Annotated in this window: 2 protein-coding genes; both read right to left on the bottom strand. The window is 64.3% G+C overall.

Translation table 11 applies throughout. The features are described 5' to 3' along the window. A partial coding sequence (locus CA951_RS42175; RefSeq protein ID WP_143543227.1) for an MFS transporter occupies nucleotides 1-617 on the bottom strand: 617 nt, incomplete at its 3' end. 163 nt (nucleotides 618-780) lie between these two features. Beyond that, nucleotides 781-924 (bottom strand): nitroreductase family deazaflavin-dependent oxidoreductase, encoded by a 144-nt coding sequence (locus CA951_RS42170; protein ID WP_256974321.1) that lies wholly within the window; start codon nucleotides 922-924, stop codon nucleotides 781-783. Nucleotides 925-958 lie beyond the last annotated feature (34 nt).

Raw genomic sequence — 958 nt, 5'->3', positions numbered from 1 at the left:
ACGGCTGTGCCGACCAGTACCAGGACGCCGATGGGCACGTTGACGAAGAACACCCACCGCCAACTGAGATAATCCGTGAGTACTCCGCCGAGCAGGAGGCCAACCGTAGAGCCAAGCCCGGCCATCGCGGCGTACACACCCATAGCCCGGTTGCGCTGTGACCCCTCGGCAAAGTTGACTGCGATCAGCGAAAGGGCTGTCGGCGCTGCGATCGCACCGCCGATGCCTTGGAGCACCCGCGCGGCGATGAGCCACGTCTCGTTGGCGGCGAGCCCACCGAGTATCGATGCAATCGTGAAAACCATGATGCCGATTCGGAACATGCGCCGTCGACCGAAAAGGTCACCTGACTTGCCGCCGAGCAGTAACAGCGCACCGAAAGCCAACGCGTAGGAGTTGACGATCCATGCCAGATTCTCCGCCGATACACCCAAGTCCGTCTGAATGCTTGGTAGCGCAATATTGGTGATCGTGCCGTCCAGTACGACCATCAGCTGGGCGGCGGCGATTACGACGAGCGCCAGTCCGGTATGACGCGCGGGCGCCGCCGCGTGCCCGCTGCGTCGGGTAGACGCGCCGCGCTTCGGGGTCGACGCGGCGCCAGCTTCATGTTTCATGCTTCTCCCAGAACATCCGGGCCTCGTCGACTCCGATCGGGCAAGGCGGCGGGTTGGTCGGGTTAGGGCAACCACGATTCGGCCGGCATCGAGCAGTTGTCGGGTCGGTAGCCGGCCGGTGGGGTCATCGGCGGTCGACGAGTGTCACGGTGTCAGGTCCTCATCAGCTCGAACAGCGGGAGGGTGCGCGTGGTCTGGGTCTCGTAGCGGCCTGACGCTCATCCTCTGGAAGTTCACGGGCTTCGACATCGACGGTCTCGGCACCGATTTCGATCCGGGTCCGGGGGTGCGCGCGCAAGTTGTGCACCCACGCCGGATTGATGTCGGCTCCGCCATACGAG

Origin of the sequence: Rhodococcus sp. NCIMB 12038 (assembly GCF_002165735.1) — a bacterium.
Lineage (GTDB): Bacteria > Actinomycetota > Actinomycetes > Mycobacteriales > Mycobacteriaceae > Rhodococcus_F.
Note: the sequence above shows the minus strand (reverse complement) of the source record. Positions and strands in the feature narration are given on the sequence as shown.